Below are 26,397 nucleotides of genomic sequence, written 5' to 3' on the forward strand. Positions count from 1 at the left end.
GTCTACTTCTCATTTTCTACGTCACCCCTTCTCTATAATTTAACAAACAAAAAAGACGACCTGTGTGTCTGATCGCCTTTTCTATTGCTTCTTAGTTATCTTTATTGAAGTTTTTGAGGTACCTCTTGTAACCAATTCCACCTGCAAAACTAACAATAAGCAACAAGCCAATTATCGCTACTACCCTATTTCGTTTTTGTTCACCTGTTTGTGGTAAGCGACCTTTTTCTTTTGGTTGAGGATTTTTAGGCTCTAGTTTTTCTGGAACTTTTTTATTGGTCATCTCACATTTTACAATCTCATTATCCTCTGCAATTTCAAAGGGTAACGGAGTCTCATCTAACTCATACCCTTCTGGAGCGTCAAACTCTTTAAACGTATAGTTCCCTGCTGGCAGCCCCTTAAATTTAAACTGTCCTTTTTCATCCGTTCGACCATCAACTACAATTTTCCCATCTTTATCCAAAATTTGAATCCCTGTTTTAGGCAATGGATCAGCTGTAGCAACATCTATTTTAGACAGCTCTGCTCCACCCTTTTTCAAGATATTTTGGATTTTGAATAGTGGTTCTATTGATTCATCCAACTTGAGCTGTTCATCAGAATTTTCATTTTTTTCATCCATTGGGATTGACGTTGTTGAATTTGGCTCAATCTCTGAATCAGTTGCTTCTTTTGTTGCAGAAGTATCTTTTTTAGCATTTTTATCTGTTAATGATAACTCTTTTCCTTTTTCATCATATGCTGTGATGCCTTTCATTGTAGAGACAATTTTTATTGATTGTTCAGAGATAAGATAATCAGCAGAAGACGGTTCTTTTTCTTTTAATATAAAGGTGCCTACTGGAACATTTTTGAAGGAAACAATCGATTTTTCATCAGCTGCTACAGTTTGTATGACCTTTTCCTCTTCATCTTCTAGTGTAAAAACAGCCCCTTTAGCATTTCCAGAAAAGTCATACGTATAGCCTTCCTTCTCATGAAGAATTGCCTTCTCGTTTTCCTTGATAAAAGAAAACTGATTAAAATGAAGCTTATTAAGAATTGGTTGATCTTCTTCCTCAGATACATTAATCTTCACCACTTGATCTTGATTGTTACCATCAAACGTAAACGGAAATTGACGCGTATCTAACTCATGGAGAGAACCCGCACTTAATTCTTTGACATAGTAATTGCCCACTTGTAAGTTTAATTGCTCACGACCGATACCATCACTTGTTTTAATAACAGCCATCAAGCTATTAGAATCAACGGATAAATGATCGTTTACATGAATAGCCTCCACATTATATAAACCAAAGATCTTTTCTTCGGATGGGACAGTCTCTAGCATTGGGCTATTATCTTTCCACCCCTTTATACTTTCCTCATCCTTATGAATCATGAGCTCAACCTCTTGAAAATCATTTTTTACCTCTAAACTTGTTGAAACTAAATCAACCGTTTGCCCACCATAGGTAAATTCAAATGGTAGTTCTGCATGATTGATAATAAATCCAGCAGGCACACTTTTTTCCACTGCAACATATTTCCCTAAAAAGAGCTGGGGCATGTTCTCAACAACACCATCATTATTGGTCGTTACAGTCGCAACAACCTCTCCCTTAGCATGTCGTTTTGTGCCACCAACCAAAATGTCTTCTGCTGTTTTTAAATCAAAAACAACGTTCGCTAACGGTGCTTGATCGTACTCTAATTGCTGAATAAAGCCATATTCAGAATTTAATGAGGTTAACTTTACTGGTTGTTTGCCAAGCTTCGTTAGCTTCAATAGCCCCATTTGAGGTTGGTTATTCCATGTAATTTCAATTGTCTTATTCGGTTCAATCACGATTTCTTGAGACAGCCCCTTACTTACAAATCCATCAGCAGCTTGTATTTCCGTTATTTTAACCTTTGTTCCTGCTTTAATATCTCTTAGTTCAGCTAAACCATTCTCCTTTGTAGTGACCTCTTTCGTTTGTCCAGCATATTCAAATTTTATCTTTGTATTTGCCAATGCTTTTCCTGTCGTTTCATCTACTTTCTTAAGTTTGACATGTCCGTTTAAATTCACTTTAATAGTCAAGCCAAAGCTTCCCGCTGAATTTAGTTTAAATTTAGCTAATCTTTGTTGCCCTTTCTTATGATAAACAAAAGTTGTTCCTACATCGTTTTTATTGGCAATATCATACTGTAATGTCCCTGTTTCTTTAGAAGCTGTTTTAGCGGTTAACTTTAATGTATTTCCTGATTTTTCAACATTTAAATTCGCTGAATTATTGGCTAATACCTTATACTTGCTTAACACACTATTTGAATCCTTTAAGGTAATAGACTCACCAACATTTAATTCAATCGTTTGATTGTCGAAACTTGGCTTAATATTATGAGCATCCACCTGATTCAATATTCGTTGCTTTTCTGCTTGATAGTTTGGAACCTGGGTTGTTAACAATTCATTTCCTAGTGTTTCCCAAATAATATGCTGTGTAATGGTATACGATAGTGCATTAGGATTGGTTTGATACCCATAATAAGCAATCAGGGCTAAACGATCCTTTTCTGGTATACTCAATTCGCTAGGTTCAAAGCCTGCTCCTGGCTCTGTCACAGGAATACCATGCTCAATACAAAATGCTGGATTCCCATCCACTGTCATCATATTCGATCCTTGCTCTGTCCAATGTGTCCCATTGAGTAATTTAGAGTGCCATGTAGACACCCAATCCCCAATCTTATGGAATGACCCCTCTGCAGCGTATACGGATGATGCAGAAGTAATAAGGGGTAGTGTGATTAATACGAACAATAATAATCGATTGATTAATTTATTTACTTTTTTCAAAATGATTCCTCCTTTTTTCCATAAAAAAAAGAGCAAGATTTTTAGGTTCAAAATCTTGCTCTAGTGTCTTGATTCAAGTGTCTGATGTTCACTTGTTTCTACTATTTAATTTTCTAAATTTTGTAAAAGTCTACTTGTCTTAATTGGTCGATAATCGTACCCAATTTCAGCTAGTAGCTCTTCCCAATTTTTATTTGTTCGTCGCATAATTGTATCAATTGATGGTAAAGCATCTCGATCATATCTTCTTCTAAATTCGGTCATAGACAAGCTTTCTTCCAAGTTCAATCGAACAATTTCATTTTTCAAACTTGTTAGCAATTCAAAGTCTGTTACAAAACTTTTAGAGGCCACTCGTTTATCAAATAATTGGCTTATATCAATCTGCCTTTTATTAACCGTCGATAAGCTTGGGAGGTTTTTACCTTTGCGATTCTTTTCATACATCCTTTGTGACCGAATATTATTCTTTACAATAAAAGATTGGAGAATCTCAAACAGCTGGTCGTCTGAATATTTTGCCCATCTATATCGATCGTATGTTTTATTTCCTAAACGATTTTGCAAATTTTCCCATGAACCGAATCGCTCATTAATAAACCACAAACTTGGCACTTTATTAGGAAACTCTTTTTTTGCGTTCTGATAGTCTCTAACACTTGTGATACCTTCAAATTCAATAAATTCTTGAATTAATACCATCAATTCTAAATCATTTTTTTCTTTCCAAATTGTTCGATGATCTTTTACTGTCATCAGCCACTCACCCTTTCATTTGTAAAAAAGTACTTTGGCTTGTCCATTTTACACCTGCACCAACTGCACAGGTTCTTCTCTGTATTTAGTAGACTCATCCTCTAATCTACTAAATTGGGGCATCGTTTTGGTATTTTAGGAATCCTTTTTGTCGTCAACTTTTCCTATGATTTCTACCTACTTTCTGACAACATAGGTAGTCAATCTGGGACAGTCAAGGACAATTACAGAAAATACACACGATTTCCTTAAACAAAGCCAAAAGAAAAAGCCCTTGATATCAAGGACTTTCGCACTTTTTTCTTACTCGGGCAATCTAAGAAACACTTATCTTCTGATTTCTTTAATACGAGCTGCTTTTCCGTGTAATGCACGTAAGTAATAAAGTTTCGCACGACGAACTTTACCATAACGAACTACTTCGATTTGGGCAACACGTGGTGTGTGTAATGGGAATGTACGTTCCACACCAACACCATTAGAGATTTTACGTACTGTATAAGTTTCGCTGATACCTGTACCGCGACGGCCGATAACAACTCCTTCAAATAACTGAATACGTTCGCGTGTACCTTCGACAACTTTCGCGTGAACGCGAACAGTGTCCCCAGGACGAAACGCAGGGATATCCGTACGTAATTGTTCTTGTGTTAATTCTTGAATTAATGGATTCATTCTTTTTTCTCCTCATTCCAAACATTCTTATGGCACTGCCACAGCGGAATATCGTAATAGTTGAGCGCTTTACACTCACTGAAATAGTTTAACACAGTATCTATGTTGCTGTAAAGGGATTTTTCTTGATAATCTTACTTAATCTACGGGAAGCTCATCTAAAAAGTCTTGCAGTTGATTGATCAGTTTGCCTAAATGTAAACCATCGACTAAACGATGATTGACTTGAACGGAATATGGCAAAAGCAAGCAAGCATCCCTCTTTTCGAATTTTCCCCATGTCACTTTAGGGATCGAGTCATCCCGATCTAAGCTCAATTCATTACCTAGATTTGTGAAAGAAAACCACGGCAGGCAGGAAAACTGGATCATCTCGTCTGGCTGATACTTTGAATCAGGAAAGTAACTCTGCTGTTCTGCACTGACTTTTTTTGCTTTATTGACAAAGGCGTGCAGCTCTTTTTCTAGATCAAGAGTCACAATATGAAATAATTCACTGTCAGGTTTTAAATCTGTAAAACTTGGAATTAAACGATCGATCAAAAAAACTTCTTCGCCTCGTATTTTATAACGGAAATTTTCAATTTGGTTCATGATAGTTGTCGTTGCATAAATCATGCTGTAGTAAAAAGATAGCTCGTTTTGTTTCACATACTCATAAAAATGAGTCACATCCAGTTGTGTCGTCACATCATACAAAGGTGAATCTGCAGCTCTTGAAAAAAAGTCAAAATGCTCTTTCCGTTGCCATGTTTTTTGATCGATGACTGTTGCCGTTACGCCCATTTCTGTAACCTCCTGTAAAGCTACTCTATTTCATTACGAAGTTCTTCCAACCATTTTTCCTGTTGAGGTGTTAAATCAATTTTCTCAAGCATATCAGGTCTACGATTTAGCGTTCGTCTTAAAGACTCTTTTTGCTGCCACTCGTCGATCAATTTATGATTGCCGTTTGTCAACACTTCCGGCACTTGCATCCCATTGAATTCCGCTGGACGAGTATATTGAGGATGTTCCAATAACCCAGTTGAGTGAGAATCTGTTTGAGCGGACAACTTATTTCCTAAAACATCCGGCAATAGACGAACTGTTGCATCGATCATCACCATCGCCCCTAACTCGCCCCCTGTCAACACATAGTCACCTAAAGAAACTTCATCTGTCACTAAGGATCGAATCCGCTCATCATAACCTTCATAATGACCGCAAATAAAGACAAGATGCTCTTCTTTAGAAAACTCTTCTGCCATTTTTTGATCGAACGGCTTTCCAGCAGGATCTAAAAGAATCACACGTTTTTTCGTTTCTGGTGACAATTCTTCGATGCTCTGTAAGTTATCATAGATAGGCTGAACTTTTAACAGCATTCCCGCTCCACCGCCATAAGGATAGTCATCTACAGATTGATGTTTGTTATCTGAATAATCTCGAAAATTAGAGACGTTGATCTCAAGTAAGTTCTTCTCCACTGCTTTACCGATGATCGACTCACCCATCGGCCCTTCAAACATTCTTGGGAACAGTGTCAATACATCAATCTTCATCATCGATCAATCCTTCTGGGATCTCCACACGGACAATACCTTGCTCTAAATCGACAGACTTAACAACGGATTCGATATAAGGAATCAATGCATCCTTTTTCTTAGGACGCTGTACTACCCACACATCATTCGCTCCAGGTGATAAAATCTCTTTGATTTTGCCAAGCTCTTTTTCATTCTCATCGATCACAGTCAGTCCAATGATTTCATGATAATAAAATTCATCTTGGGGCAAATCTGTTAATTGCTCTTTTGATACTTTCAAGATACCGTCACGATACTTCTCTACATCATTGATAGATGAACGTCCTTCAAAGGTCACGATATCAAAATTTTTATGTTTACGGTGTGTGTTGATCGTTAGTTCAATTGGTTCTTTCTTCTCTTGAAATAGTGTTAACGTCGTCCCTTTTTTATAGCGAAGCTCTGGAAAATCCGTTTGAGAAATCACTCGTACTTCTCCTTTTAATCCTTGGGTATTAACGATTTTTCCAACATTTAAATATTCAGTCACGAAAAGCCCTCATTTCAAATTTTTGTCTTTTCCATTTTACCATTTCCAGTGACTGAATTCTATCTACATCTATCATTCAATCTTTTTTTATTAACTATGCATTAATACCAGTCAGTGTTCCATAAATCAAGAATAGGTTCAGGGCGGTCAATACAATCGCAATGATCCACGCAAGTACTTTGACCCACATCGGGTTAGCAAATTTTCCCATGATTTTTTTATCACTCGTGTACAATGTCAATGGAATGATCGATACTGGTAAGGCGATACTTAAAAAGACTTGTGTATATAATAGTAAGTCTTCAACCGCTGACTCTCTCCCTCCATAAAGAATCACACAAATGATCACAGGAACGATCGCAAGCAATCGTGTCACGACTCGACGCATCCATAAAGGCATCTTCAAATGAATAAATCCTTCCATCACGATTTGACCGGAAAGTGTACCTGTGATAGTCGAATTTTGCCCAGAAGCAAGTAAGGCGATCGCAAATAAAATACTCAATACCGGGCTGGCAATATTCCCTACGATATCAGGATTTTTTAATGCATCAAATAGATCAACGAATTTCCCTAAATCACTATTTGTTCCATAAAATAATGCTCCACCTAAAATCAACAATAAACAATTTACGATGAAAGCGACCGTTAGTTGGATATTCGAATCCCAAATAGTGAAACGAATGGCTTTAGCTTTTTCCGCATCATCATTACGATCGAATTTTCTCGCTTGAGCGATCGAGGAGTGCAAATACAGATTATGCGGCATCACCGTTGCACCAACGATTCCCAGTGCTAGAAAAAGCATCGATTTATCACTTGCGATTTTAGGATCTGGGATAAATCCACGTAAAACCTCACCGATCATTGGATCAGCTAACGCTACTTCATACGCAAAAACAAAGAAAATGACCGCTATCAAACAGGCTACGATCGCTTCGATTTTTCTAAAACCTAATTTCGTCAGTAATAGTAATAATAATACATCAAACGTTGTGATCAAAACACCGATCAGCAGTGGAAATCCAAATAATAATTGCAATGCTACAGCTCCACCGATGACCTCAGCAATATCTGTCGCCATGATCGCAAGTTCTGTAATGATCCATAGAATAAAACCTGTCTTTTTACTTGTGTGTTCTCGTGTTGCTTGCGCTAAGTCACGGCCTGTTACGATTCCTAATTTTGCCGCCATACTTTGAAGAAGCATAGCAATCAAACTAGATAACAAAATGACACTTAGCAATGCATATTTATATTCAGCACCACCTGCGATCGATGTGATCCAATTCCCTGGATCCATATATCCGACTGCAACGAGAGCACCAGGTCCGCTATATGCTAAAAGAGTTCGCCAAAAGCTCGCATCTTTTGGGACTTCCACTGTATTGTTGATTTCTTCTAGACTGGGACCATTGGCATAATTCAATATTTTTTCTGCTTCTGTGTGCTCTTTTTTCATACTTATATCCTTCTTCCATTTATCAATCCTAAGGTTCCTTTTATTATATTTTTAGGTACACCATAATTCTTAAGTTTATTATAATCCTCTCATGCATAGATGTAAACAGAATCATTCATTTTTTTAATTAAGACTTAAGTAGGATGTTTTTTTTAACCTTTTATTTGTATAATATGTTTAGTAAGTTGGTTCTTACAACTTTGTTCGTAAAAATTTGGAATTAACAATGGTAAATTACTAATAAGAATTTTATACTATAGATAGTTACTTTTAAGGAGATGATAGAATTGAGCATCGCACTTTCACGGAAAATTATAAATTGCATTTCGATCGTTGGAATTATCGCGACAATTGCTGTAACGATTTATTTCATGCGGTTAGGTGTTTTTAAAGATGTTGACGCATTGAGAGGTTTAGTCGGTGACTCAGTCATCTTGGGACCGATCGTTTTCATGTTGATCCAAATCATCCAAGTGGTGATCCCGATCATTCCAGGTGGTATCAGTTGTGCTGCTGGCGTTTTGATCTTCGGCCCATTTGCAGGCTTTATATATAACTATGTGGGGATCGCGATTGGATCTGTCATCATTTTTCTTCTTGGTAGACAATATGGCAAGCCATTTATTTTAAGTCTAGTTAGTGATAAAACATATAACAAGTATATCGGCTGGTTGGATAATGAAAAACGTTTTGAGCGGCTATTCGCCTTAGCGATCTTCTTACCGATCGCTCCCGATGATGCTTTGTGTTTAATGGCTGGTTTGACAAAAATGTCTTTAAGAAAATTTACTTTGATCATTATTTTAGCTAAACCAGTTTCTATCTTCTTATATAGCTTAGCATTGATTTACGGCGGTACTTTTTTGAACGGTTTGTTGGGCTTTTAAGCTCTAAAAATGTATAATAGAAACGATCAAGATAGAATGCAGCTTGTGTTCTATCTTCTTTTATTTTAGTGTTGTAAGGATGGATGGAATGTGACATATTTAAAAAACAGTTTCAAAAATATGATTGATTTTTTTTCGGGAACATCAGCTTATTTCCGCGATGTTCTATTGATGCATGGGTTCATGTTATTTATCTTACTGCCCTTTCTGGCAAGCTCTACGCGATTTATTCTAAGACAAGGTCAAATCAATTATTTGTCTTATGATACGATTCCAATCATTTTTGAAAAGCACCCTGGTGTGTTGATCGCTTTGTTGTTGATCTTAGTTTTGATTGTAATCGCAGTTTTTTTTGAATTTACATTTTTACTTTTAAGTATCTTTTTTATTAAGAAAAAGCAACCGATTTCTCTCTCAAATTTATTAAAAGGTACTTTTCTTCAATTAAAAAAAATTCGTTTCAGTACGATCTTATTCTTTTTGTTTTATTTTTTCTTGGTTTTACCCCTTAGCGGTTTAGGATTCAATTCAGATTTATTGGCAAAAATCAAAATACCCGCGTTTATCATGGATTTCATTTTTGCGAATCGTGTAACGATCATAGCGCTCGTTCTTTTGGGTTACTTACTCTTTTTTTATCTTTCGATCCGTTTGATCTTCGCGCTTCCTGAAATGATTTTAAGAGACGTACCGTTTCGTCAGGCGGTCAAAGAAAGTTGGCATTCGACCAAAAATCATTTCTTCCGGATCCTTGGTCAATTTATTGTCATCGGCGGTAGTATTTTAGTCTTTTTTGTTTTAAGTTATACGGTGATCCTCAGCGCTCAAGCAATCATTGAAGCAGCATTTCCTGAATATGCTTTAGTCAGTGCTGTCGTTGCCATGACCTTATTGCAGTTTGTGTTACTGCTGAATATTATTTTTTCTACCGTCGGGATCTTTTATATCACGATCGATTATATGGATGACGAAGGATTCTTACCTGAGATCCCTCAATGGTTCTTTACCCAGAAAAAACCTTCTCATAGAGAATGGACAGCCCTAAAAATCGGCTCATTCGTGTTTATTGCTACAATCTTCGGTATTGGTGTCGGCACGTATAATACTAATTATTTAAGTAATCCTTCTATAAAAGAACCGTTGACCCTTTCTCATAGAGGGGTAGATGATGGAAACGGTGTTCAAAATTCATTGACAGCTCTCGAGAAGACTAGCTTAGAAAAGCCAAGTTATGTAGAAATGGACGTTCAAGAAACAAAAGATAAACAGTTTGTCGTTTTTCATGATTTCAATTTAAAAAATTTGACCGGTGTCAATAAACGCCCAAATGAACTGACTTTGGCAGAATTAGAAAAACTAACAGTGACAGAAAATGGGATGCAGGCACCTGTTTGTTCCTTCGATGATTATTTAGCTAAAGCAAAACAGTTAAATCAAAAACTTCTTATAGAAATCAAAACAACCAAACAAGATAGTCCAGATTTAGTCGATCGCTTTATTGAAAAATATCGAAATATCATCTTAAAAGAAGAACACATTATTCAAACATTGACCTTCAATACAGCAACAGAGCTCAAAGAAAAAGAGCCTAACTTTTATGTCGGTTATATCCTACCATTCAATATCGTTGGTCCACCAGTAGCTAATGTTGATTTCTTCACTATGGAATATACCACATTGAACAGAAATTTTGTCAACGCTGCACATAACGATGGGAAAAAGGTCTATGCTTGGACAGCAAATGATGAAGACACGATGACTCGCATGATGTTTTATGGGGTCGACGGTATCATTACTGATAAACTTAAATTGCTGAATGAAACGATTCGAACAGATGTCGATGAATTGACTTATTCAGACAAATTACTTCATTTCGTTATAGGTATTGGATAACTATCAGAAAGATCATTTTTGTGAATCACAAAGCAATTCCGCTTGATTCCTACGATTTATTCAAAATAAAAATGCGATGCAAAAGTAAAATTTACTTTTGCATCGCATTTTTTACTATTTCTTGCCCATTCGGCTTTTACCATCTTGACACAGATATAAAAGCGGGCAAACTTCACATTTAGGGCTACGTGCCAAGCAATGATAGCGTCCGAAAAAAATCATCGTATGATGTGTCTTCACCCATAACTCTTTAGGGATCTTACGCATCAACGTGTCTTCTACTTCTCGTACACTGGCATCTAATTTACAAATACGCAAGCGTTTCGACACTCTTTCAACATGGGTGTCCACAGCGATAGCTGGCTCACCAAAAGCATCTCCCATAACAACGTTTGCCGTTTTTCGACCGACACCAGGCAATGTGATCAATTCTTCTCGGGTCTCTGGTACTTTCCCGTCAAACTGTTCCAATAATTGTGCCGCACAAGCTTTGATATTTTTCGCTTTGTTACGATACAAACCAATCGTTTTGATTTTTTCAATGATTCCTTCGATCGGCGCATTAGCTAATGCTTCTGGTGTTGGATAAGCAGCAAACAATGCGGGTGTTGCTTTATTTACGGAAACATCTGTTGCTTGAGCACTCAAAATGACCGCAATCAACAATTGAAATGGATTTTGATGTGTAAGCTCGCATTCCGCTTCTGGAAACATGTCATACATAATTTCGATAGCTTCCATTGTCTTCTCTTTGGAAAGCATGTATCTACCTCCTACTCGTTATCTTCCGGATTGAGCCAATTATGAAGGGTAACTTTAGGTATAGGCTCATTTGCAGCACCTTGCTGCTCGATTTCTTTTTGGATCAATGCTTGTTTTCGTCGTTTTTGATCTTCAGCCACTTGCTCTTTTGTCGTAATATTTTTACGTTCCCAAGCCAGCAAGATACGATCGATATATTTTAAACTATACGCCTGATTCAAGACTGCTTCTCTTAAAGCTAGCCTGATCAATTCAGGTTGATAATGGTCAGTTTCCAACCACTGTCCGATCATCTCTAGTTCGATCGGAGACAACTGTCTACCAAATTCTTTCTCGAATCCTTGATACAATTGCTTGATCGATTCTTCAGATGAATGCTCCTGCTCTTGTTCTATCTGTTTTTCCTGTAATAAAGAAATTTTCTCAAAAATTGGCAGTAGATCATACGTATCCATCATTTGTCCCTGCTCATTTTGCTTTGTCTGGATTGTTAGAAATCCTCTTGAAACGAGCTGATTCAATAACTTATAGATGACTTCCATGGGCTTATTCATGATCTGACTGATTTCAGCTAAATCTGGAAAAAGATCTCCTTTAGCTTGTGAACGGAATAATTGCAGCCAAAAAAGGAATTCTTCATCTGTTAAGCCGATTTTCTGATAATTTTCTATTACTAGATTGGAGACAGTCGTTTCACCGGCTTGCAGGTATTGATTGATTGATAACATAACTGCTCCCTACTTTCTTTTCTTAATTAGTTACTCATTGATTTTGTAAACATCATAATAAACAGATTTCATGTAATCGATCAAATATTGCGGATTCAATTCTTCTCCTGTTGCATCTTTGATCAACTGATTTGGCTTTCTTGAAGCCCCATATTGATGAATATGTTCAGTCAACCAGTTTTTGATCGGTGAGTAGTCATCACTTGCTAGAACTTTATTGATCTCAACATCGTTCTCCATTGCATGACGCAATTGCGCTGCATACATATAGCCAAGTGCATAAGATGGGAAATAGCCAAAACTACCACCAGACCAATGCACATCCTGAACGATTCCTTCAAGATCATTTTCCGGACGAATCCCTAAATATTCTTCATATTTGTCATTCCAGATTTTTGGTAATTCATCTACTGAGATATCCTCATTAAAAATCAATTTTTCGATTTCATAACGAATGATGATATGAAGCGGATAAGTCAGACTATCTGCTTCGATTCGAATCAAGCTGGCTTTGGTCTCTTTCAAAGAATCATAGAAATCAGCGAATGTAATATCGTCAAATGTTCCTTCTGTACATTCTTTGAAGAACGGAAATTGCTTTTCCCAAAACTGCTTATTACTGCCAATGATGATTTCGTTAAACAATGACTGCGATTCATGGATCCCCATTGACGCACCGGTAGAAAGCGGTGTGTAATCATATTTTGGATCAATACTTTGTTCATAAATACCATGTCCTGCTTCATGGATAACTCCAAAAGTCGCCATTGAAAAGTTTGTTTCATCCCAGCGTGTAGTGATCCTTGCATCATTTCGATTCAAATCCAACATAAAAGGATGAACCGTATCATCTAAACGACCACGAGAAAAATCATAGCCTAACTGTTCTGCTACTCCTATGACAAATTTTCGCTGCTGCTCTTTTGTCACCTTTCTTGATAAAAAGTCTGTTCTAGGTGCTGTTCCTTTTTCAGCGATCGTCGCTCTGATCTCCATGATTCCAGTTTTGACTTGAGCAAAGATTTGATCTAACTTTGCCACTGTTAGTTCAGGTTCATATTGGTTCAATAGAACATCGTAATTTGTTGCTTCCTCTTTTTTCCAATAAGGGATAAACTCTTTTAGAAAATCAATGATCGTTTGGATTTCAGCTTTCATCTGACCAAAATCTTTCATTTTTCTAGCTTTGAGCCATGCTGCATGCGCATTAGTCAATGCTGTATTATACGCCTGCATACGTTCAGGAGGAATGCTATGATTTAATTCATAATCCTCTTTGACTTGTTTATAGACTGCCAGCCCGACTTCTGATAATTCATCTGGATGCTCGTCAAAATAGCTTATCCCTTCTTGGATTTTCGGTCCTACACTACGCTCAAATGACATACCGGATAAGTAGCCTACTGTTTCACCGCGAAATCCACTGCCTGCTTCCGGCATCCCTGTTTGACTGTCCCATTCTAATAAACCTAATGCAGAATTCAATAACTCGATTTCTTTTACTTCTTGTAGAAATTCTTGTTCCTTCATTTTTTCATCCACCTACTCTTCTCTTGGTTTTCTTGGCGGTTTTTCTCCCCAATACTGGAATAAATCTGTACGCAATGCGCCATTGTATAATTTACGTTTTTTTGTTGCTTTAGCACCATAATACTGTTCAAAAGCTAGATCACTAGTCAGAATATACTTGCTCCAAGTTTTCAACGGACGGAAGACTTCGCCCATTTCTTTATACAATTTACGAACAGATTCTTCTTCTCCTAAACGTTCTCCATATGGAGGATTGGCAACGATAACACCGTATTCTTTGTCAGTCGAGAAATCCTTTAAAGCAACCTGTTTAAACGTGATAGAATCACCCAAACCGATTTCCTCAGCATTTGCTCTAGCAATATCGATCATTTTCCCATTGATATCTGAACCTGTGATATCCAATTCAATATCATAATCTGCTTTTTCATCTGCTTCTGTACGAACCTTTTCGAATACAGCTGGATCAAACCAATTCCAGGTTTCGCAAACAAATTCGCGATTAAATCCTGGAGCAATATTATGACCGATCAACGCTGCCTCGATACAGATCGTACCAGATCCGCAAACAGGATCATAAAAAGGACGGTCTTTGCGCCAATTCGTTAAAGTGACTAGTGCTGCCGCCATATTTTCTTTTAAAGGTGCTCCGCCTTTTTCAAGTCGGTATCCCCGTTTAAATAAACTTGGTCCCGTTGTATCAAGAGTTAGTGTTACATGATCCTTTAATAGTGCTACTTCCAGCTGGAAAAAGGCTCCAGACTCAGCTAAAGGCACTGACGCTGGACGATGATAAACTTCTCTTAAACGATTAACGATCGCTTTTTTAGTGATCGCTTGACAGTCTGGTGTGCTGTACAATTTAGACTTGATCGATTTTCCAGCAACAGGAAATTCTGCATCCATCGGCAAATAATCTTCCCAAGGCAAGGCTTTGACTTTTTCAAACAATTCATCAAAGGTCAATGCATCAAATTCACCAACGATGATTTTTATACGATCAGCGGTACGTAGCCATAGATTGGCTGTCGCGATCGTTTCCATCGTTCCTTCAAATAATGCTTTTCCATTTTCAACTTGACAGGGAATCCCCAAATCACGTAATTCTTTTCCTACTAGTGCTTCTAACCCACTTGCAGCTGTGGCTACAAGCTTGAATGTTCTTTCTTTTGTCATGATATCTCCTCTTGAAGTTGAAACAAAAAGTCAACATATCCTACGTTTTGTTCCCCTCATTTGTCAGATTTTCTACTATTTTTACTTCCATCTTTAAAAAAAGCCTTCACAACAAAGTTGGAAGGTCATCCTGATTACATGTAATTTTCTGTAAGCCATGTTCTGTATCGACTGTTTCTCAGGGAAAAACAATTGATGGTCATCATCTATCTGCAGAAATCATTCTGCCTCTTCTACTCGTTCATTTCCTTTAGAAGAGCGCCCCTACCATTGTTTGGGTTGCTCGCTCGAGGGGTTTACCGCGTTCCACCAATTCCGTTTCCAAAATTGCTTCGTCACTGTGGCACTTTCAAGGGTACTCTGACATAGCCGAAACCTTAGTCATTTTTCCTGCCGTTACTCTAATACATAAAATCCGCCTAAGCAGCTTTGATGTATCCAAGTACCTTAGCTTATGTTTTCGCTAAGCACGAACACTACAGACATCTCAGTCTGTGCGAGCATGGACTTTCCTCAGCCTGATAAATCAAACCGCGATCACCCGAAAATCACACATGTATAAATAAGGTCAATTAAAATTGACGTGTTTCTGAATGATCGACATCACGTTCATAAGAATTATGGAAATTACTTTCATATGAAGGAGTTTGTCCCATACCAGAAATTGGATTTGAAGCTGGTGTATCATCTAATTTTTTTCCAAAAACTTCACGTTCTAAGTTAGATAGACGTTTTAAAATATCAAAGTTTGTAACAGCAGCACTCTTAGGCATTTCTGGTGTACTACGTGAAGGCATTGCTTGTTGGACTTTAGATGCTTGATCTAATTTAGCTAATAAGCGGTTATTCTCTTCTTGTAAAGTTAAGATTTCCTTATTATAAGCTTCATAGTCTTTGATTACGTTATCTAAAAATTCATCAACTTCAACCGGATCATACCCGCGCATCTTGGTTTTAAATTCTTTTTGTAAAATATCTTTTGGACTGTATACTAAATTTGCCATACTTACACCTCATTATTTTCTTTGATTAGGATAAAAGTTCATAGTTCAACAGCATTATTGTATCGGAAAATCGTCAGAAAATCAAACAGATTCTCACCAATCCATCGAGTTTTGTAAATCATCCATCGTTATCAGACGTATTTCATAAGGATATTGCTCAGAAAAAAGAGTCGCATCTTTTAAGAAATACTCTGTTTTCCCTGGGTATTCACGATCGTAGATCAATAAACTGGCTCCCGTATGCTCTAATAAAAATCGTGTGTGCATTTTTAACTGCGCTGGTGATTGATAAGGTTGGTGGCTGACAGAATCAACAAAATCTGCAAGACGTTCGACTTTTTCCAAATTTGCTTGATTTTTCTCATTCCAGTTACTGCCAAATTCTTTAAAAGGATAAATGACCCCAAGCTTCAATTCTGGGTAATCATTTTTCAATTCAGCCACAACTTCTGCTGCCCAAATTTCTGTCCCAAGGTTGCCTGAAACTAAAACCCACTCTAAACCCGCATCCAAAAACCCCATAATTTCTCTTTTTAAGACATTTTTAATAACTATAATTTTTGGGTCATTGTCTTGAAAAACCCCGATTTCAAAGCTTTTATATCCAGTCACATAAAGTGTTTTTACGTTTTCCATAGACATTCCTTTTCTTTCATAAAGATTTTTTGTTATAATATTTGCTAGGAGTGTGATAGAAATGGCTTTTCATTATCCTAATGGTACTCCCTATAACAATCATGAAGCACCGAAATCAAAAAAACAAGTAAAAAAACAAAAATCGATTCAGTTTGGCAAACGCGGTATGGACTTTGAAGAAGAAATCAATAAAAGTAATGCATACTACCTTGCTCGCACTATTGCAGTCATTCATAAAAAACCGACACCCGTCCAAATCGTCAAAGTGGACTATCCTAGTCGAAGCGCTGCAGTCATCAAAGAAGCTTACTTTAGACAGGCCTCCACGACGGACTATAATGGTGTATATAATGGATACTATCTGGATTTTGAAGCGAAGGAAACGAAAAATAAGACCTCTTTTCCTTTTAAAAACTTTCACCAACACCAGATCGACCATATTAGGCAATGTTTGGCTCAAAAAGGAATTTGCTTTGTTCTCTTGTGGTTTTCATCTTTGAATAGATGTTTCTTTTTTAGCGGTGAGGCGCTAGTGAGTTATTGGTCGGAACAAGAAATCACTGGAAAAAAGTCTCTACCTCTAGCAATGATCGAAAAAGAGGGAATTGAGATCCAAATTGGAATTGCGCCAAGAGTTCCTTATTTGGACGCAGTAGAACAATACATACAATCGAATAAAGGAGTTGCAATGAATGACAACTGATGAAATAGGATCACGCGCTGCAAGACATGGGCATTCACCTGCCCCTGCCCCGAACAGTGCGGGAAGCATTCCGCCTTCTGATGGCGGAAAAAAGCCTAAGAAAAAAAGAATTCTGCTAAAAATTTTCTTAGGACTAGTCATACTAGGGATTCTCGGCTTACTTGCCGGTCTTGGCCTGTTTTGGTCTTACGCAAAAGATGCCCCTAAATTAGATGACGAAAAATTAAGTGCCACTGTCTCTTCAAAACTTTACGATATCAATAATGAAGTGTTTGAAGAACTGGGTGCGGAAAAACGGGAAATGATCAAGCCGACAGATGTACCCCAATTGCTTAAGGACGCTGTGGTATCGGTTGAGGATAAACGCTTCTATAAACATAGTGGTGTAGATCCCATTCGGATCTTAGGATCAGCTTTCTCAAACTTTAAAACAGGTGGTCTTCAAGGTGGTAGTACGTTGACACAACAGTTGATCAAGTTATCTTACTTTTCAACCTCTGAAAAAGATCAAAACTTAAAGAGAAAAGCTCAGGAAGCTTGGCTGGCGATCCAGTTGGAAAAAGAAAAATCAAAAGAGGAAATTTTGACGTATTATATCAATAAGGTCTATATGGCTAATGGTCTATATGGTATGGAGACTGCAGCACAAACTTACTATGGCAAAACTTTATCTGAGCTGTCGCTTCCTCAAACAGCTTTATTAGCAGGAATGCCGCAAGCACCAAACGACTATGATCCTTATGTAAAACCTGATATTGCGAAAGAACGTCGTGATGTTGTTTTGTATACGATGAAAGAAAATGAAAAAATTACGCAAAAGGAATACGATGAAGCCAAAGCCACACCGATCGATGACGGATTACAGCCACTTAAACAGTCAAATGATAATCGTAAGATCGTAGACAACTATATTAAAGAAGTGATCGATGAAGTAGAAGCGATGGGCAAAAATATTTATACAGATGGGTTAGATATCTATACAAACCTAGACATGAATGCACAAAAGCATCTCTACGATATCATCAATACAGATCAGTATGTTGACTATCCAGATGCAGATTTCCAAGTAACTTCAACTGTTATTGATGTAAAAACAGGACAAGTCAAAGCGCAGATCGGCGGACGTAATATCCCCGATGATGTTCAATTAGGAACTAACTTTGCTAATGAAACCGATCGTGATGTAGGATCAACGATGAAACCAATTGCTGATTACGGTCCTGCAATTGAAAATCTAAATTACTCTACGGGTCGAATCATGATGGATAAACCCACAACTTATGAAGGAACTAATATTCCAGTTACAAATGCAGACATGCAATATTACGGTGCATTGACGATGCGTAAAGCGATCATGTACTCCCGTAATACTACCGCCATTCAAACCTTTGATGCAGTTGGTAGCGATAAGTCTGCTGAATTTCTGAAAGGTTTAGGCATTGAGTTTAAAGATATCGTTGCTGCAAATGCGATTTCCAGTAACACAAGTGAGCTCGGTGGAAATAAATATGGAGTCTCTTCTTTAAAACTAGCTGCAGCATATGCTGCATTTGGAAACATGGGCGTCTACAATAAGCCTTACTATGTAAATAAAATCGTCTATCAAGATGGCTCTGAAGAGGTTACTCAAACGGAAAGTCATCGTGCAATGAAAGACTCTACTGCCTATATGATGACCGATATGTTAAAAGACGTTATAAACGGCGGAACGGCCTTCAATGCAGCTGTTCCCGGACTTGTCCAAGCGGGTAAAACAGGAACGGCTAACTACACGGATGAGGATCTTGTTAAAATGGGCGCTTCAGAATCTTCCAGCATTGCACCTGACAGCACGTTCGTAGGTTATACACCTCATTATGCGGTGTCTGTTTGGACAGGATACAGGAACCGTTTGACCCCTATTCCTTTCGAATACTGGGGTACTGCTTCTTCTGTCTATCGTGAAATGATGACTTATCTTTCTGAAGGAACAGCAACGGATGATTGGACAATGCCTGATAGCGTGATCCGCTCTGGTAGTGAACTCTATGTTAAAGGTGCTTATGAAGAACAATTGTTGCCTTCTAACACAGGCTATACTTCTTCAACCTCTTGGGAAGCGCCTGTAAGCTCTGAGCCAACCTCAAGCAGTGCAACAGTACCATCATCAGAAACACCTGTCTCACAATCAAGTGAAACTCCTGTTTCGTCGACACAATCGCCAGAGCCGCCTGTCTCATCAACAGAAGAACCACCTATTACTTCGACTGAAGTGCCGCCGGAGCAATCATCAGCACCACCTGAACAAAATAATGCTTCTCGATCTGGCCGTTCTTCATCAGGTTGATTGAATAAAAAATGTCTGGGACGACTTGATAAGTCATCCCAGACATTTTTTTATTGATTATTCAACGCTGCTTCAACAAATCCCTTAATCAAGTGTTGTGGTCTATTTGGTCTAGAGATCAATTCTGGATGGAACTGACAGCCGACAAAGAATTTTTTGTCCGACAATTCAACGATTTCTACCAAACGGTTATCTGGGGAAACACCAGAAAAGACTAAGCCGTTTTCTTCAAATAGTTGACGGTATTTGTTGTTGAACTCATAACGGTGACGATGACGTTCTTGAACAACTTCTTGCTCTTCATAGGCTTTAGCCGTTACGGTTCCTTTTTTGACTTTACATGGATATAAGCCAAGACGTAGCGTTCCCCCAAGATTTTCAACATTTTCCTGATCTGCCATCAAGTCGATGATATTGTTTGTGATTTCAGGATTATTTTCTGCCGATCCTGCATCTTCTAAGTGTACAACATTACGAGCAAATTCTACACAAAGCATTTGCATGCCCAAACAGATGCCTAAAAACGGAACATCATTTTCACGAGCATAACGAATAGCTTCTATTTTACCTTCGACCCCGCGATCACCAAATCCGCCAGGAACTAGAATTCCATCTGCATCTTTCAAGATTTCCTCGACATTTTCTGCTGTTACTTCTTGTGAATCGATCCAATCGATCGCAATGTCTGAATCAAAAGCAAAACCAGCATGTTTCAATGCTTCAACGACGGATAAGTACGCATCCGGAAGTTCAACGTATTTCCCAACTAATGCAATTCTCGTTGTTTTCTTAAGTCCAAGCACTTTTTCTTCCAAAGCACGCCATTCAGTCATGTCCGCTTCCGGTACATCTAATTTCAAGTGATCACAAACGATCTGATCCATATTTTGTGCTTGAAGAGCCAACGGGATCGAATACAGTGTTTCCACATCTCGCGATTCAATTACTGCTTCTGGCGCAACATCACAAAACTGTGCCAGTTTATTTTTTGTTCCTTGGGAAACCGGAAGTTCTGTACGAACAACTAAAATATTTGGCTGAATCCCTAAACTACGCAATTCTTTCACACTATGCTGTGTTGGTTTTGTCTTCATTTCACCTGCAGCCTTTAAATAAGGAATCAATGTCGTATGAATGTACATGACATTATCGCTGCCCACTTCTGCTTTCATTTGACGTAAAGCTTCTAAAAATGGCAGTGATTCAATATCTCCAACGGTTCCGCCAACTTCAGTGATAATGATATCTGCATCTGTCAACGTTGCTGCACGCATGATCTTATCTTTGATCTCATTCGTGATATGCGGGATCACCTGAACAGTTGCGCCTAAATATTCACCTTTACGCTCTTTTCTTAACACTTCTGAATAAATTTTCCCCGTTGTCACATTTGAATATTTATTGAGATTGATATCAATAAAACGTTCATAGTGACCTAGATCCAAGTCTGTTTCGGCACCATCATCTGTGACAAAAACTTCTCCGTGTTGGTAAGGACTCATTGTTCCTGGATCCACATTGATGTATGGATCAAATTTTTGAATCGTTACTTTTAAGCCACGATTTTTTAGTAAACGTCCTAACGATGCTGCGACAATTCCCTTACCGATCGAAGAAACTACGCCGCCTGTAACAAAGATGTATTTCGTCATAATATAAAAAAACCCTTTCTCTAAATAGATTTGTAGAGAGAAGCGAACGTTTCCTGTTTGACTTTCCTGACACAAAAAGCAAAAGCTCCCTATCCAAAATGAATAGGGAGCTGGAAATTCGTTACAAGCTTCTGACCTTCTTAAAGGTGCCCAAGTAGTATAATACAAGCAAATTTGTTTGAGGTCAAGTGTTTCTGTTAGAACAGATATCAATTTTTAGTTCAGACTTTTTTTATTTAGTGCCTACTCACTGATGTATGCGTATTTATAGGTACAAGTCGCACCAAAATTATGATACTGGATTCCTTCAACACCTGGTCGTACTAATTGTCCTCTTGCTTGTTGGTACAATGGAACTAAGGCAGCATCTTCCTCAACTAAAACTTTTTCAGCAGCAATCAAAGTTTCCCAACGTTTTTCTGGATCATTGGCATATTTGTTAGATGCATCATCGATCAGCTGATCATATTTTTCGCTACGGTAGCTTGTTTTGTTTTTGCTGCTGACAGAACTTTCTAAGAAAGTCATTGGGTCTTGGTAATCTGGTCCCCACATGCTGACAGATAACTCATAATCACCTTTTTTCATCAATTCGATCGAGTTGTTCAGTGGGACTGTTTTAACGTTGACTTTTAATCCTGGTAATGCATCTTCTAATTGCCCTTGGATAAACTCAGCAACTTTTTTGTCTCCGTCACCATCTTTAGACAATAACTCGATCGTCACATCACCGTTCAATTCTTTCTTCGCTTTATCTAAATACTCGTTTGCTAATTTTTCATCTGTTTTTACTAACTCGCCAGCTTCTTTTCGGAAATCTTCTCCTGTTTCAGGATTAGAAACAAAATCTTTTGGAATGTATCCGTAAATCGCTGTCGATCCGTCAGCTAAAATGTTATCGACTAAGCTTTCCTTATCAAGAGCGTAAGAAATTGCTTTGCGGACATTTTCATTAGAGAAAATCGATGGCTTGTCATTTCTCTTTTGATTCATTCTAAGTGAATAGACTTTTGAGCGCTGAATCGCTTCATAATCAGGATTGTCTTTGTTTTGTTTTGCAAAGTCTCCTGTTAAAACAGCAACATCCAATTCTCCAGATTCATATAAGTTGAATACTGTATTTGTTTCTTTCAATACTTCGAAATGAATTTTTTCAGATTTGACCTTATCCGCATCGTAATATTCCGGATTTTGAACTAAATCCCACGACATAGATGATTGATCCCAATTTTCCATCAAGAACGGTCCGTTTGAAACAATGTTTTCACTAGATGTTCCATAGGCCTTGCCCTTTTCAGTAACAAATTTTTCATTTTGCGGGAAGAAGGGTGAAAAAGCCAATAATGAAGTGAAATACGGTACTGGTTTTTCCATTTGAATTTCAAGTGTATAATCATCAAGCGCTTTGACACCTAATTCATCCGCTGATTTTTCTTCATTGACGATTTCAGTCCCATTCAAAATCGTTCCGTCCATCAAGAAAAAGTAGTTGGCCTGATTTTTTGGATCCGCCATTTTTTTCCATGCAAAGACAAAGTCTTTTGCTGTTACTTTATCTCCATTTGACCATTTCGCATCGTCTCTCAATTTGATCGTATAGGTTTTTCCATCTTCTGAGATTTCCGGTAATTCTTTAGCAACAGCCGGAATGATTTTATCTTTTTCATCCAACTGATACAACCCTTCAAAAACGTTTGATTGAGCGTTCACGCTTGGTTCATCCTGTGTAAATATCGTATCCATTGAGCCTATTTCTGATGCCTCCATCAAATTTAACACTCTTGTAGATTTTTGCTCGGTCCCATTTCCTTTTCCCGAATCATCTGTTGCTGATTTCCCTGCGTTCCCGCCGCAAGCAGACAGCAACAATAATGTCGTCATTAAAGTCAGACTTTTTTTAACTCCTTTTTTCATACGTTCCACCTTTTCCTTCTTTTTTATTTATTCACAAGTTCTTCCATTTTGATCAATTCTTGCTTTACGTCTAAATAAGCATATGGAAGCCCTTGATTCTCATATTCAAATTCGCCCCGTTGATTATCGATCGGATCTGCTCTTAAAAACTGTTTCGACGGATTAAAATCAGTTTGAATTTCGCTGTTAGCAGGCATTCTAAAAATATCAAGATTACCGAAGTAATAATTCCAGCGTTCTTCATCTCCTGCTCTTTTTGCTCCTCCGCCAAAAGATAGATCAGCAAATATCCAGCCATAAGGTGCGACATAAAATTGTGCCCAATCGTGACAGCCTGTGTAATATTGCGACACGTACAATCCTGATTGCCATTTTGCTGGTATTTTCGCCATTCGGCAAAGTGTGATGAACAGAATCGCCTGAACCCCACAATCGCCTTTTAAATTGACTGCAGCATACTCAGAAATATTATCGATCGTAAAATATTCCCTCATAAAGGAGTAATTGACTTTAGTTGTGATAAAATCATAGATTTTACGCGCTTTTTTGATTGGATTTGTTTCTCCTGCTAAAATTTCTTCAAGCAATTGTTCCAAGTAAGGCGTAAATCGAATATGAGGCAGCTGCTCACTCAATTCAAAATCCGGTTGTTCTATTATTGCCTTATCTGGATCTAATTCCACATAATCAACGTGGTTGATATAGCTATATTCCACGCTGAAAACTTGATCCTCTTCTAACGTTGTTTCGAAGAAAACAGTCCGCTGTGCTTCTTCTTCTGGTGCGATAAACGTTGCTTCAGGCGTCGTATTTAAAATTTCGATCTCTGAAGCTTGTTTACAGCTTTTCGGTAATGGTAAATACACTCGAACTTTTTCTCCAGGACGTTCGTATTCCTTTTTCACCTGAATACTTGCTTTCAAATGAATCTTGACTGTTCGCCCACCATTTTCTTTCATAAGCTGAATATTTTGAGTTAGCTCTTGCTTGCGCAGACGATCCACTTCGCTATCTTCTTTTACAAGTAATCTCGCTTCATAATCAGCTTGTGTTTTGATCAAATTCATTAAGAAGCGTCTTTGAAAATGAACGTTTCCATCGATAAACAGCCAATCAACTTTACCCGTTTCCTTCAAGTCAGTCAATTCTTGCTCCTGATAATTTGAAAAGGCTTCTTTCATCATTTTATTTGCTTCTTCAAAATCAAAGGGGTATTCATTGATCCCTACGATTCGAATGATATCTTGTTCGATCTCTAATCTTTTTCGTAATGCTTGCGGAATTTCTTTTGCTAGTAAATGCTCGATCATTTTTTCAGCACCAGTAAAATCACCATAATTTTTCAATTTGATAATATCTTCCGGCAGCGGTACACTCATATACTTTAAGTCGTAATACATTCAAATTCCTTCTTTCTTATTTGCTCAAACCCAATCCCGCTTGGTTTGTCAACTCAATGACACTGATCGGTTCTAATCCGACACCACCTGGAATCGCTACCTCAGTCAATCCAAATGTTGCATCTAGATCCGCTCTCGTAATATTTTTTGTCCCTGCGGCTAAATGTGCAGCTGCTGTTACGCCAATATTCGTTTCTTCCACCATACAACCAATCATACACTCCACACCAGCTGCTTCACAAATACTATTGATCTTGAGTGCTTCGTGGATCCCGCCGCATTTCATCAACTTGATATTCACGTAATCGACAGCATGAGCTCTGATCAAACGTAATGCGTCTTTTGAATCGAAGCAGCTTTCGTCAGACATGATCGGAACAGAAACATTTTGGGTCACATAAGCGAGGCCGTCAATGTCATGGTATGCGACAGGTTGTTCGACCAATTCGATTCCATAATCCGCTATACGTTGAATCATGTTTACCGCTTCTTTAGGTTTCCATCCTTGATTTGCATCCAGTCTTAAGTTGATATCGTTGCCCACAGCCTGACGTATGGCTTCGATGCGGGAAATATCTTGTGAAACCCCTGTACCGACCTTGATTTTTAATGTATCGAACCCTTGTAAAACAGCTTGCTTGGCTTTTTGAGCCATGATGTCCGGTGTATCAATACCAATCGTTAAGTCTGTTTTGACCGAACGTGAGAAACCGCCTAGTAATTTATATACTGGTAAACTTGATTTCTTACCTAAAAGGTCATAACAAGCTATATCGATCGCAGTTTTGGCCGATGGTGCATGAGCTGCAACAGTATTCATGATATGATGGACTTTTTCAATATCCAGCGGATCGACCCCAATCAACTGCTTTTCAAATAACTGGATACATTCTGTAGTTCCTTTCAATGTCTCTCCCGTTATCAAAATTCCTGGTGATCCCTCACCATAGCCAATAAGTCCTTCATCTGTTTCGATCTCAACAATTGCACTCATTGAATGTTCGATCGTTCCAAGAGCGATCGTGATCGGCTCTTTTAGTTTAGCCGCTTTCGCCGCCACATTGATTTTCGTTATCTTCATTTGATATCCCCCAATAGTATTTCCTTCGATTTCCAATCGATCATTAAAGTTTCGTTAAATCAACAAACTTATCTAAAAGAACAAATAAATGTTCTTTTTTGCATTTTCAGTTCAAATACGCCGTTCAAATTGAATTAATTGTTACAATTTTAAGATTACTCTATGAAAATGTCAATACAATAATGAGAATTTTCTGTATGTTCTGTCATCAAAATTCAAGTACTTGTAATTTTGTAGCTAATTCGAGATAATATGAAAGAAAAAAGGATTCTAAACAAAGGACGGCTATAGATGGAATTTAGAGAAATCAAGAATTTAAGGAAAGAAAAAAAGATTACTTTAACCGAATTAGGAGAAAAAACTGGTTACTCAGCTAGTTTTTTATCTCAGATCGAACGTGGCGCCAACCGCCCCTCACTAGAAGCTTTACGAAAAATTGCTGACGCTTTGGATGTAACTGTCGCCTCTCTTTTAGCCAATGAAGCCCCACAAGTCATTCAAGATGATGAAACGACTGAAAAGGGATATAAGGTCATTCGAAATACCTCTAATACAAAATATAATCCGTGGCAAACTAATTCTACTTACTATGATACGTTGTTCAACTTACCGGTACATACCAATAATATGGTTATTTCAAAGATCTACATCGATGCCCAGTCTTCTTCCAGCGGAAAGAAAATTGCTCATAATCTTTGTGAAATAAACTACGTAATCAAAGGTGAAGCCACTGTTGAGCTTAAGGATGAGGTACTCGTTTTGAATGAAGGCGATGCGATTTTTCTTGAAGCTTTCACGCAGCATAATATCATGAATACCACTGAAAATGAGTTGATGCTCTTTACGCTTCAATTTTAGCGGATACTACTTTACCGTATAAGCTTTAACAAAATACTCATTGTTTTTCTCTCTATTTTTTTGTTG

Annotated in this window: 22 protein-coding genes and 1 other RNA gene; 5 read left to right on the forward strand and 18 right to left on the reverse strand. The window is 37.8% G+C overall.

All coding sequences use genetic code 11. From position 1 onward, the window contains the following. Positions 1-91 precede the first annotated feature (91 nt). The 7 genes from IGI58_RS00305 to IGI58_RS00335 form a co-directional block, all read right to left on the reverse strand. A complete protein-coding gene (locus tag IGI58_RS00305) occupies positions 92-2,830 on the reverse strand; it encodes a SpaA isopeptide-forming pilin-related protein (RefSeq protein WP_429955148.1) in 2,739 nt (912 codons plus the stop codon). Positions 2,831-2,935: 105 nt separating this feature from the next. Continuing rightward, complete coding sequence (locus tag IGI58_RS00310) at positions 2,936-3,586, reverse strand: hypothetical protein (RefSeq protein WP_429955146.1); 651 nt, start codon at positions 3,584-3,586, stop codon at positions 2,936-2,938. 327 nt (positions 3,587-3,913) lie between these two features. Next, the gene (gene rplS, locus IGI58_RS00315; RefSeq protein ID WP_010772344.1) at positions 3,914-4,261 is read right to left on the reverse strand and encodes a 50S ribosomal protein L19; all 348 of its coding nucleotides are present in this window, start codon (positions 4,259-4,261) and stop codon (positions 3,914-3,916) included. 138 nt (positions 4,262-4,399) lie between these two features. Next, positions 4,400-5,047, reverse strand: coding sequence for a CatA-like O-acetyltransferase (locus IGI58_RS00320; RefSeq protein ID WP_429955144.1), 648 nt, complete (start codon positions 5,045-5,047; stop codon positions 4,400-4,402). A 20-nt stretch (positions 5,048-5,067) separates the two neighbouring features. After that, a complete protein-coding gene (gene trmD, locus IGI58_RS00325) occupies positions 5,068-5,805 on the reverse strand; it encodes a tRNA (guanosine(37)-N1)-methyltransferase TrmD (RefSeq protein WP_429955414.1) in 738 nt (245 codons plus the stop codon). Beyond that, positions 5,795-6,319 carry a ribosome maturation factor RimM gene (rimM, locus tag IGI58_RS00330; RefSeq protein ID WP_429955142.1) on the reverse strand — a complete coding sequence of 175 codons (525 nt, stop codon included), beginning with the start codon at positions 6,317-6,319 and terminating at the stop codon, positions 5,795-5,797. The genes trmD and rimM overlap by 11 nt, the downstream gene beginning before the upstream one ends. 94 nt (positions 6,320-6,413) lie before the next feature. Continuing rightward, the gene (locus IGI58_RS00335) at positions 6,414-7,781 is read right to left on the reverse strand and encodes an Nramp family divalent metal transporter (protein ID WP_087640319.1); all 1,368 of its coding nucleotides are present in this window, start codon (positions 7,779-7,781) and stop codon (positions 6,414-6,416) included. Between the two features lie 287 nt (positions 7,782-8,068). Here IGI58_RS00335 and IGI58_RS00340 point away from each other — a divergent pair, with 287 nt between their 5' ends. Then, positions 8,069-8,668: a TVP38/TMEM64 family protein gene (locus IGI58_RS00340; protein ID WP_162288323.1), complete on the forward strand. Its 600-nt coding sequence runs from the start codon at positions 8,069-8,071 to the stop codon at positions 8,666-8,668. A 90-nt stretch (positions 8,669-8,758) separates the two neighbouring features. After that, on the forward strand, positions 8,759-10,561 hold the full coding sequence (locus IGI58_RS00345) for a glycerophosphoryl diester phosphodiesterase membrane domain-containing protein (protein ID WP_225533772.1): 1,803 nt from the start codon (positions 8,759-8,761) through the stop codon (positions 10,559-10,561). 114 nt (positions 10,562-10,675) lie between these two features. Here IGI58_RS00345 and nth read toward each other — a convergent pair whose 3' ends face one another. The 7 genes from nth to IGI58_RS00380 form a co-directional block, all read right to left on the reverse strand. Next, on the reverse strand, positions 10,676-11,323 hold the full coding sequence (nth, locus tag IGI58_RS00350; RefSeq protein WP_087640322.1) for an endonuclease III: 648 nt from the start codon (positions 11,321-11,323) through the stop codon (positions 10,676-10,678). 11 nt (positions 11,324-11,334) lie between these two features. After that, positions 11,335-12,051: a DnaD domain protein gene (locus IGI58_RS00355; protein WP_429955139.1), complete on the reverse strand. Its 717-nt coding sequence runs from the start codon at positions 12,049-12,051 to the stop codon at positions 11,335-11,337. A gap of 30 nt (positions 12,052-12,081) precedes the next feature. Further along, a complete protein-coding gene (locus tag IGI58_RS00360) occupies positions 12,082-13,581 on the reverse strand; it encodes a carboxypeptidase M32 (RefSeq protein ID WP_429955137.1) in 1,500 nt (499 codons plus the stop codon). A gap of 12 nt (positions 13,582-13,593) precedes the next feature. Beyond that, positions 13,594-14,757 carry a THUMP domain-containing class I SAM-dependent RNA methyltransferase gene (locus IGI58_RS00365; protein ID WP_429955135.1) on the reverse strand — a complete coding sequence of 388 codons (1,164 nt, stop codon included), beginning with the start codon at positions 14,755-14,757 and terminating at the stop codon, positions 13,594-13,596. A gap of 146 nt (positions 14,758-14,903) precedes the next feature. Then, positions 14,904-15,306: RNase P RNA component class B (gene rnpB / locus IGI58_RS00370), an RNA gene on the reverse strand. A gap of 23 nt (positions 15,307-15,329) precedes the next feature. Next, a complete protein-coding gene (gene gpsB, locus IGI58_RS00375) occupies positions 15,330-15,761 on the reverse strand; it encodes a cell division regulator GpsB (RefSeq protein WP_087640325.1) in 432 nt (143 codons plus the stop codon). 93 nt (positions 15,762-15,854) lie between these two features. Continuing rightward, on the reverse strand, positions 15,855-16,397 hold the full coding sequence (locus IGI58_RS00380) for a DUF1273 domain-containing protein (protein WP_225533766.1): 543 nt from the start codon (positions 16,395-16,397) through the stop codon (positions 15,855-15,857). 61 nt (positions 16,398-16,458) lie between these two features. Between IGI58_RS00380 and recU the strand changes: the two genes are divergently transcribed. Together recU and IGI58_RS00390 are read left to right on the forward strand one after the other, a co-directional pair. Then, positions 16,459-17,100, forward strand: coding sequence for a Holliday junction resolvase RecU (gene recU / locus IGI58_RS00385; protein ID WP_429955132.1), 642 nt, complete (start codon positions 16,459-16,461; stop codon positions 17,098-17,100). Beyond that, complete coding sequence (locus IGI58_RS00390) at positions 17,090-19,426, forward strand: PBP1A family penicillin-binding protein (protein WP_429955130.1); 2,337 nt, start codon at positions 17,090-17,092, stop codon at positions 19,424-19,426. Before recU ends, IGI58_RS00390 begins: the two co-directional genes overlap by 11 nt. 50 nt (positions 19,427-19,476) lie before the next feature. Here IGI58_RS00390 and IGI58_RS00395 read toward each other — a convergent pair whose 3' ends face one another. The 4 genes from IGI58_RS00395 to IGI58_RS00410 all read right to left on the reverse strand — a co-directional run bounded on the left by IGI58_RS00395 (position 19,477) and on the right by IGI58_RS00410 (position 25,473). Next, positions 19,477-21,078 carry a CTP synthase gene (locus IGI58_RS00395; RefSeq protein WP_087640445.1) on the reverse strand — a complete coding sequence of 534 codons (1,602 nt, stop codon included), beginning with the start codon at positions 21,076-21,078 and terminating at the stop codon, positions 19,477-19,479. 243 nt (positions 21,079-21,321) lie between these two features. Next, positions 21,322-22,992: a peptide ABC transporter substrate-binding protein gene (locus IGI58_RS00400; RefSeq protein ID WP_429955127.1), complete on the reverse strand. Its 1,671-nt coding sequence runs from the start codon at positions 22,990-22,992 to the stop codon at positions 21,322-21,324. A gap of 23 nt (positions 22,993-23,015) precedes the next feature. Then, positions 23,016-24,392 carry a transglutaminase-like domain-containing protein gene (locus IGI58_RS00405; protein WP_087640330.1) on the reverse strand — a complete coding sequence of 459 codons (1,377 nt, stop codon included), beginning with the start codon at positions 24,390-24,392 and terminating at the stop codon, positions 23,016-23,018. 16 nt (positions 24,393-24,408) lie between these two features. Next, positions 24,409-25,473, reverse strand: a complete 1,065-nt coding sequence (locus tag IGI58_RS00410; RefSeq protein WP_429955125.1) for a dipeptide epimerase — start codon at positions 25,471-25,473, stop codon at positions 24,409-24,411. Between the two features lie 291 nt (positions 25,474-25,764). On the opposite strand from IGI58_RS00410, the gene IGI58_RS00415 reads away from it, so the two are divergent. Continuing rightward, positions 25,765-26,331, forward strand: a complete 567-nt coding sequence (locus tag IGI58_RS00415; RefSeq protein ID WP_087640332.1) for an XRE family transcriptional regulator — start codon at positions 25,765-25,767, stop codon at positions 26,329-26,331. Positions 26,332-26,397 lie beyond the last annotated feature (66 nt).

Source organism: Enterococcus sp. AZ020, assembly GCF_050499205.1.
Classification (GTDB): Bacteria; Bacillota; Bacilli; order Lactobacillales; family Enterococcaceae; genus Enterococcus_L; species Enterococcus_L dunnyi.

What these genes read in the sequence shown, in the direction of transcription:
- IGI58_RS00410 (WP_429955125.1), bottom strand. Translation starts at nt 25,473, where the DNA reads ATGAAGATAACGAAAATCAATGTGGCGGCGAAAGCGGCTAAACTAAAA.
- IGI58_RS00320 (WP_429955144.1), bottom strand. Translation starts at nt 5,047, where the DNA reads ATGGGCGTAACGGCAACAGTCATCGATCAAAAAACATGGCAACGGAAA.
- gpsB (WP_087640325.1), bottom strand. Translation starts at nt 15,761, where the DNA reads ATGGCAAATTTAGTATACAGTCCAAAAGATATTTTACAAAAAGAATTT.
- nth (WP_087640322.1), bottom strand. Translation starts at nt 11,323, where the DNA reads ATGCTTTCCAAAGAGAAGACAATGGAAGCTATCGAAATTATGTATGAC.
- IGI58_RS00405 (WP_087640330.1), bottom strand. Translation starts at nt 24,392, where the DNA reads ATGTATTACGACTTAAAGTATATGAGTGTACCGCTGCCGGAAGATATT.
- rplS (WP_010772344.1), bottom strand. Translation starts at nt 4,261, where the DNA reads ATGAATCCATTAATTCAAGAATTAACACAAGAACAATTACGTACGGAT.
- IGI58_RS00380 (WP_225533766.1), bottom strand. Translation starts at nt 16,397, where the DNA reads ATGGAAAACGTAAAAACACTTTATGTGACTGGATATAAAAGCTTTGAA.
- trmD (WP_429955414.1), bottom strand. Translation starts at nt 5,805, where the DNA reads ATGAAGATTGATGTATTGACACTGTTCCCAAGAATGTTTGAAGGGCCG.
- IGI58_RS00400 (WP_429955127.1), bottom strand. Translation starts at nt 22,992, where the DNA reads ATGAAAAAAGGAGTTAAAAAAAGTCTGACTTTAATGACGACATTATTG.
- IGI58_RS00395 (WP_087640445.1), bottom strand. Translation starts at nt 21,078, where the DNA reads ATGACGAAATACATCTTTGTTACAGGCGGCGTAGTTTCTTCGATCGGT.
- IGI58_RS00355 (WP_429955139.1), bottom strand. Translation starts at nt 12,051, where the DNA reads ATGTTATCAATCAATCAATACCTGCAAGCCGGTGAAACGACTGTCTCC.
- IGI58_RS00310 (WP_429955146.1), bottom strand. Translation starts at nt 3,586, where the DNA reads ATGACAGTAAAAGATCATCGAACAATTTGGAAAGAAAAAAATGATTTA.
- IGI58_RS00415 (WP_087640332.1), top strand. Translation starts at nt 25,765, where the DNA reads ATGGAATTTAGAGAAATCAAGAATTTAAGGAAAGAAAAAAAGATTACT.
- IGI58_RS00335 (WP_087640319.1), bottom strand. Translation starts at nt 7,781, where the DNA reads ATGAAAAAAGAGCACACAGAAGCAGAAAAAATATTGAATTATGCCAAT.
- recU (WP_429955132.1), top strand. Translation starts at nt 16,459, where the DNA reads ATGGCTTTTCATTATCCTAATGGTACTCCCTATAACAATCATGAAGCA.
- IGI58_RS00390 (WP_429955130.1), top strand. Translation starts at nt 17,090, where the DNA reads ATGACAACTGATGAAATAGGATCACGCGCTGCAAGACATGGGCATTCA.
- IGI58_RS00365 (WP_429955135.1), bottom strand. Translation starts at nt 14,757, where the DNA reads ATGACAAAAGAAAGAACATTCAAGCTTGTAGCCACAGCTGCAAGTGGG.
- IGI58_RS00360 (WP_429955137.1), bottom strand. Translation starts at nt 13,581, where the DNA reads ATGAAGGAACAAGAATTTCTACAAGAAGTAAAAGAAATCGAGTTATTG.